The sequence below is a fragment of the Ruegeria intermedia genome, from assembly GCF_900129345.1.
Classification (GTDB): Bacteria; Pseudomonadota; Alphaproteobacteria; order Rhodobacterales; family Rhodobacteraceae; genus Ruegeria; species Ruegeria intermedia.
This window is the reverse complement of sequence record NZ_FQVK01000024.1, coordinates 55,707-62,518: the sequence shown is the minus strand read 5'-3', so window position 1 is coordinate 62,518 and position 6,812 is coordinate 55,707. Positions and strand designations below refer to the sequence as shown.

The window sequence follows — 6,812 nt, the reverse complement described above, 5'->3', positions numbered from 1 at the left end:
CTGGTTCGGATGAACGTCAAACTGCGTCGCCAATTCGCTCATCGTTTTGTCGCCCTTCAAAGCTGCCAATGCCACTTTCGCCTTGAATGCAGGGCTGTGGTTCCGCCTCGGTCGTCTTGCCATATTCACTCCTTCGTCCCGGCACGCTGCCGGATCAGGAGCGGAAAATCCACCTAACTCATCTGTTCAGATTTCTCGGACCACCTCTGTTTGGCCGGCTTCGGAGCGGGTCGTTGAGTTACGTTGCAGCTATAGAGTTAATATTCAAATATCTTCGACACCTAGCAACCCGTAGGGTGGGTTTCCAACCCACCTCCCCTCCGACAAATCACCTCGCAACGGTGGGGTAAAACCCCACCCTACCCCCAACCACAAACCTCGCGCCCGGCCCGAGGGTGGGTGCGGAACGCGCCCGCCCATGGGGGCGGGTCGGGCGCGTGCATGATGCTCTGCATCATGCTTTGGGATGAACGACCCACGCCAAATCACCCCACCCTACATCTTCGTGAACCCCATTGCCTGCGCCTCCCGGCCCCTTAAACTCCCGGCATGAGTTTCATCACCGACAACCAGCTTCTGCTGCTGCTGCTGTTCTTTGCCGCCGGGCTGGTGGGCACCGCCTTTTTGTTTCGCAAACCCGCCGGGCACCGGGCGTGGAAGCTGGCCGATCTGGTCTGGGTCGTGCTGGGCGGGCTGGGCGCGCTGGTGGCGGTGCTGGCGGGGCTCTATACCGCCGACAGCTCGCGCCTGGATCGGCAGATCGACGTGGCCTATGCCGCCTCTCGGGCCTTTGACCGCGACGCCGCGCGCTTTCGCCTGCGCTTCTGCGACCCGGCCTATGACCCCGACACCGCCGTCCTGTGCGAAAAGGTCGAGTTCCTCTCGGCCTCGACCGCCAACAATGCCGACCTGCCCCTGTTCATCGCGGTCACCAACGACGTCGCGCCGCTGCAGGGCCTGCGCTTCCTGTTCGGCGGGCGCGACCGCGAGAGCGAGCAGGAAATGCGCAAAATGGCCGCCCGCGCGGACGCCTTCGACATCGAGCAGTTCCTCGTCTTCACCACGCTCGACGCCAAGACGCAGGCCGCCATCGACAACATGCGCCGCAAGGTTCCGGCCATCGCCGGCGACTACATCATTCTGGCCCAGAGCTATGACGACCTGATCGAACAGGTCGGGAAGCTGAAGGATGAGTGGGAATACCTGCAGGCCAACGCGCACATCCTGGTTCTTCAGATCATCGCGCTGTGCCTTGTCAGTTTTGCCGCCCCGTTCCGCCTGGGAAAATCGGTGGTCGAGTTGCGCAGCAGCCTGGGTGCCTGACCGCATGCGCCCCCGTGGCGAAACCTCTGGCCTTGCCGGTCCATTCGCTTATATGAACAGCCGCACCGATTGCACGAGGCCCCAAAGATGAGCACCCGCCGCATTGTGCGCCTGACCGGCGCGGACACCGACAGCTTTCTGCAAGGTCTGGTCACAAACGACATCCGCGGGCTGGACCACGGGCTGGTCTATGCCGCGCTGCTGACACCGCAGGGAAAATACATCGCGGACTTTTTCCTGAAACGCGATGGCGACGGCGTGCTGCTGGACGTGGCCGAGGATCTGGCAGACATGCTGATCAAACGGCTGAGCATGTACAAGCTGCGCGCGGACGTGACGATCGGCGAAACCGACCTGCATCTGCAGCGCGGGACCGGGCCGGCGCCCCAAGGCGCCCTGCCCGACCCGCGTCATCCGGATTTGGGATGGCGCGCCTATTCGCCCGCCGACGAGGCCGATGACGGAACCGACTGGGACGCGATCCGGGTCGCCCATTGCATCCCCGAAAGCGGGATCGAACTGACGCCCGACACCTATATCCTCGAGGCCGGGTTCGAGCGGCTGAACGGCGTGGATTTCAAAAAAGGCTGCTATGTCGGGCAGGAAGTCACCGCCCGCATGAAGCACAAGACCCAGCTGCGCAAGGGATTGCAAGTGGTTGGAATCGAAGGCGCCGCCCCGGTCGGCACCCGGATCACGTCCGAGGGCAAACCCGCGGGCACCCTGTTCACGCAATCGGGGGGCAAGGCCATCGCCCATCTGCGGCTGGACCGCGCCGGCGCTGACCTGCTGGCCGCGGATGCGCGGCTGCGGCTGATCGGCTGACCTCTGTTGCCCAACCGGCACGACCCGGATCAGGGCGCGCTGGGGGCATTCCACCGGCGACCTGCCCGGAGTAGAACAGTCAGGCACGAATGGAACGGGCCGAGGGATGCTCAGACTGTACGCAGCCATCTGGCGCGCCAGCGCCAAGCGGCAGATCATCCTGATCCTGCTGTCTCTGGCGGTTGCTGCGCTGGCCGCTGCGCCGCTGGAATTTCAGCGTGACATCATCAACCATCTGACCTCGGATGCGGTCGAAAAGGCCAGTCTTCTGTGGATGGGCGCCGGCATGTTGGGTGTCATCCTGCTGAGCCTCGCCTTGAAATGGCTGCTTGGATACCGCGCCGGCACGCTGGGCGAGGACATGATCCGCCTGATCCGCCGGTTGCTTCTGACCCGCGCAAATGACGTGGATGAGGCCGACGAGGATGTCGGGAAAGGCACGCTGACAACTGCCATTTCCGCCGAAGCCGAAGAGCTTGGCAAATTCGCCGGCGGCGCCTTCACCGATCCGGTCGTGCAGATCGGCACGCTTGTCAGCGTGATCGGCTATATCTCGTCCACCCAGCCCTGGCTGGGTCTGATCGCCTTGTCGATGATCGCACCGCAGAACGCCATCGTGCTGATTTCCCAGCGCAAGGTGAACCGGTTCGTCGCCGAGCGGGTGCGCATCCTGCGCAGCGCCACCGATCATCTGACCACCGAAGACCTGGAACGGGTCACCCGGGACATCCATGACCAGTTCGACGCCATCTACGAGACGCGGCGCCGAATGTTCCTGTGGAAACTGTCCGCCAAATTCGCCCTGAGCGTGATCAACGGCGCAGGTACGGTGGGGGTTCTGATGCTGGGCGGATGGCTGGTCCTGAACGGCAAGACCGACGTGGGCACCGTGGTCGCGGCCACCAGCGGGCTGGCGCGCATCCAGGGCCCTACCGCGTTCCTGATCGCCTTCTACCGGCAGGTCAGCGCCAATCGCATCAAGTTCGAGCTGATGCTGGAATTGTTCGGCCCGGACCGCGAGCGATACCGGCAGCCCGGCGCGCGGGCATGAAAAAGGCCGCCCCGGGTCCTCCGGCGCGGCCTTGATCCGTATCCGTGACGCGACGTTACGCGCGCTCGGAATATTCCATGGTTTCGGTATTCACCACGATCATCTCGTCCTGCGCGATAAAGGGCGGCACCATGACCTTGACGCCATTGTCCAGAACCGCCGGCTTGAACGAGTTCGCCGCGGTCTGGCCTTTGACGACCGGCTCGGTCTCGACGACCTTGCAGGTGACCTTTTGCGGCAGCGTCGCGTTCAACGCCTCGTTTTCATAGAACTCGACGACGATGGTCATTCCGTCCTGCAGGAAGGGGCGGCGTTCGCCCAGCAGTTCGGCCGGCAGTTCGATCTGTTCATAGGTCTCGGCATCCATGAAAACCAGCATGCCGTCGTTCTCGTACAGGAATTGCTGGTCCTTCTGCTCCAGCCGCACCCGCTCGACCTTGTCCGCCGAACGGAACCGTTCGTTCAGCTTGGTGCCGTTGCGCAGGTTGCGCAGTTCGACCTGAGCGAAGGCGCCGCCCTTGCCGGGTTTGACATGCTCGACCTTGACCGCTGCCCACAGGCCGCCGTTGTGCTCCAGCACGTTGCCCGGACGAATTTCGTTCCCGTTGATCTTGGGCATTACATAAATCCTTCACACATGGTTGATGCGTTCGTTGCCGTCCCTATATCTGGCGGGAACAATCCATGCAAGACAACGAAACCTAGTGCTGCACCTGCAGAGAGCTATGCAAATTACGCAACGCAACCATGCAAATTAGGTGTATCCGAATCGCACTAAATCGGTCATAAGGACCGCCACGCCGAAAATTACAAGAGCAAGAACAAGGAAGACGAGATGAGAGATTTCGTTGACGGCACCGCCTTTAACAATGAACAAGGCAACCGTGCCCGCAAACTTTTCGCGGCTGTTGTACTGGCTGCTTTGGACGACGCCATTGCCGATGACAAGAAATACGGCAACGGCCCGGAACAGATTGCCCGCTGGGCCCGCTCGCGCGATGGGCGCGAGGTGCTGACCTGTGCCGGCATCGACCCGAACGAACGCGTCGTCAAAGGCCTGATGGAATTCGTGGGCCGCGGTGTGCGGACCTCGGTTGCCCTGTCGCGCGAAGAAAGCGAACGTCGCAACGCCGCACAGCAGGCCGAAGCCGCCTGAGGCTTTGCCGTATTTCAAAAAGGCGCGCCCGCGATTGCGGCGCGCTTTTTTGTTGTCCGGACATTTGATGTCGGTTTCGGCGTGCCATTCGCCCGTTCCGCGCTTTCCTTGGCCGCTCAAATAGGCTCATCTGCCACCAACCGCAGGAGGCATGAATGGTGCGCGCGATCATGATTCAAGGCACCGGCAGCAATGTCGGGAAATCGGTACTGGTGGCCGGCCTGGCGCGGGCCTTTGCCCGGCGCGGCCTGCGGGTGGCGCCGTTCAAGCCTCAGAACATGTCGAACAACGCGGCCGTCACCGAAGACGGCGGCGAAATCGGCCGCGCACAGGCCCTTCAGGCCCGCGCCGCACGCCGCGCGCCGCATACCGATATGAATCCGATCCTGCTGAAGCCGGAAACCGACACCGGCGCCCAGGTCATCGTACAGGGCCAGCGGGCCGGAACCATGCGGGCCAGGGATTATCGCAAGGACAAGTCGCGCCTGCTGGGCGCCGCGCAGGAGAGCTTTGACAGATTGTGCGCCGATGCCGATCTGGTTCTGGTGGAAGGCGCCGGCAGCCCGGCCGAGACCAATCTGCGCAAGGGCGACATCGCCAATATGGGCTTTGCCCGTGCCGCCGGTGTTCCCGTGATCCTGGTGGGCGACATCCACCGGGGCGGCGTGATCGCGCAGATCGTGGGAACACAGGCGGTTCTGGAGGCGGGCGATCTGGCGATGATCCGGGGCTTTGCGGTCAATCGCTTCAAGGGGGATGTCAGCCTGTTCGATGATGGCCGCGACGACATTGCGGCCCGCACCGGGTGGCCCTGCCTGGGCGTGGTGCCCTGGTTCGACGACGCGTGGAAACTGCCTGCCGAGGACATGATGGACATTCGTTCGGCCCCGGGCGGCGCGGTCAAAGTGGCCGTGCCACAGCTTGAGCGGATGGCGAATTTCGACGATCTCGATCCGCTGTCGGCCGAGCCCGGTGTTACGGTCGAAATCATTCCCGCCGGCCGCGCCCTGCCCGGCGATGCCGATCTGGTGCTGCTGCCGGGCAGCAAGTCCACCATTGGCGACCTTGCATTCCTGCGCCGTCAGGGTTGGGATATCGACCTGTACGCGCATGTGCGCCGCGGCGGCCATGTTCTGGGCCTGTGCGGCGGGTATCAGATGCTGGGCCAAACCATCGCGGACCCCGACGGCGTCGACGGGCGGCCAGGTACGGTCGAAGGCCTGGGCCTGCTGGATGTCGAAACGGTCATGGCCCGGGACAAGCAGGTCCGCCTGCGCAGGGCCAAGGCACTGCCGGGCGGCGAACCCGTCAGTGGATATGAAATCCACATGGGGCGCACCGACGGCCCCGATTGCGCACGCGCCTGGCTCGAGGTCGAAGGCCGTGCCGAGGGCGCCGCCAACGCCAGCGGCCGGGTCCGCGGCAGCTATCTGCACGGTGTTTTTTCCTCGGATGCCTTTCGGGCGCGCTATCTGAGGCAGTTGGGCGTCAAATCGGACCTGGCCTATGAGGAGGGCGTCGAACAGACCCTCGATGCCCTGGCCGATCACCTCGAACGGCACATGGATCTGGATCTTCTGCTGTCACTGGCGGCGAAACCGCAGCGCGGCTGAGGCCTACTCGAGCTCTCTCGCATCCAGTGCGCGGTTGATTTCGCGCCGGACCAGCTTGCGGATGTTTCGGGTGATCCGCTCGCCCAATGCGCCCTGCAGTTCTTCGCGCACGACCTGGGCGATCAACGCCTTCAGTTCTTCGACTTCCATCGTCGCGGTGGCCTGTGCATCGGTCGCGACGGGCTCGTCCGCTCCGCGATCCCGCACGAATTGCGCGGCTCCCTGCGGCTGCTGCACTTGCAAAGACTCGTCACGTCCGGCCTCGGCCGCCGTTGTGGCGCCTCCGCCGGCTTCGACATCCCAGTGGATGCGCCGCGTGCGGGTTCCCGCATATTCGTCGCCGCTGTCTCCGTCGGGTTCCCATTGATCTTCTGTCCGAGCGATCGCCGCCTCGAGGGCTTCGATCTTGGCACTCAGACTGCCGGCCAGATCCCGCGGACGGGCCTGGTTTTCTTTGGGTAGAGGGCCACCCGTTTCGGTCGTCGTATCGGAGGAATTCGGATAGACCCGGTCGGACGACCTGAGAACCATCGGCTCGGGCTTCCGGTTTGCGGGTTGAATGCTTGGGAATTCGGCGTCCTTCATCAGAAAAGCGTCAACCGAGAAGTCCCGAGCGAGGCTCGACAACCCGGACCCACTCGGCGCGGGCGGTTCGGTCGCGTCCGAGACCCGCAACGACTGGGACAAAACCAGCCGCCCCGGTTTCGGCCGGGAACCGGCGCCTGGCTCGGCCTTGCGCCCCTGATCGCCGACAAGTCGCTTGATCGACGCCAAAACGTCCTCGACACCTGTTGTGACACTGCTATCCGACATGGCTCTCTACCGATCTGGCCGTTTGAGCGAG

The 6,812-nt window shown here is 63.6% G+C and carries 8 protein-coding genes; 5 read left to right on the top strand and 3 right to left on the bottom strand.

The window, feature by feature from the left end; translation table 11 throughout:
- Positions 1-123 (bottom strand): transposase (locus F3H26_RS15605; RefSeq protein ID WP_149776288.1); only part of this gene is annotated, 123 nt, incomplete at its 3' end.
- Between the two features lie 426 nt (positions 124-549).
- On the opposite strand from F3H26_RS15605, the gene F3H26_RS15600 reads away from it, so the two are divergent.
- The 3 genes from F3H26_RS15600 (at position 550) to F3H26_RS15590 (ending at position 3,199) form a co-directional block, all read left to right on the top strand.
- Positions 550-1,323 (top strand): hypothetical protein, encoded by a 774-nt coding sequence (locus tag F3H26_RS15600; RefSeq protein ID WP_149776932.1) that lies wholly within the window; start codon positions 550-552, stop codon positions 1,321-1,323.
- A gap of 87 nt (positions 1,324-1,410) precedes the next feature.
- Positions 1,411-2,148: a CAF17-like 4Fe-4S cluster assembly/insertion protein YgfZ gene (ygfZ, locus tag F3H26_RS15595; protein ID WP_149776931.1), complete on the top strand. Its 738-nt coding sequence runs from the start codon at positions 1,411-1,413 to the stop codon at positions 2,146-2,148.
- A 106-nt stretch (positions 2,149-2,254) separates the two neighbouring features.
- Complete coding sequence (locus tag F3H26_RS15590) at positions 2,255-3,199, top strand: ABC transporter transmembrane domain-containing protein (RefSeq protein WP_149776930.1); 945 nt, start codon at positions 2,255-2,257, stop codon at positions 3,197-3,199.
- A 55-nt stretch (positions 3,200-3,254) separates the two neighbouring features.
- Here the strand turns inward: F3H26_RS15590 and efp are convergent, their stop codons facing one another.
- The gene (gene efp / locus F3H26_RS15585) at positions 3,255-3,818 is read right to left on the bottom strand and encodes an elongation factor P (RefSeq protein WP_149776929.1); all 564 of its coding nucleotides are present in this window, start codon (positions 3,816-3,818) and stop codon (positions 3,255-3,257) included.
- Positions 3,819-4,034: 216 nt separating this feature from the next.
- On the opposite strand from efp, the gene F3H26_RS15580 reads away from it, so the two are divergent.
- A complete protein-coding gene (locus tag F3H26_RS15580) occupies positions 4,035-4,355 on the top strand; it encodes a DUF6280 family protein (RefSeq protein ID WP_005982071.1) in 321 nt (106 codons plus the stop codon).
- 155 nt (positions 4,356-4,510) lie between these two features.
- Positions 4,511-5,968 carry a cobyric acid synthase gene (locus tag F3H26_RS15575; RefSeq protein ID WP_149776928.1) on the top strand — a complete coding sequence of 486 codons (1,458 nt, stop codon included), beginning with the start codon at positions 4,511-4,513 and terminating at the stop codon, positions 5,966-5,968.
- A gap of 3 nt (positions 5,969-5,971) precedes the next feature.
- Here F3H26_RS15575 and F3H26_RS15570 read toward each other — a convergent pair whose 3' ends face one another.
- Positions 5,972-6,781: a hypothetical protein gene (locus F3H26_RS15570; protein WP_149776927.1), complete on the bottom strand. Its 810-nt coding sequence runs from the start codon at positions 6,779-6,781 to the stop codon at positions 5,972-5,974.
- Between the last annotated feature and the right edge of the window lie 31 nt (positions 6,782-6,812).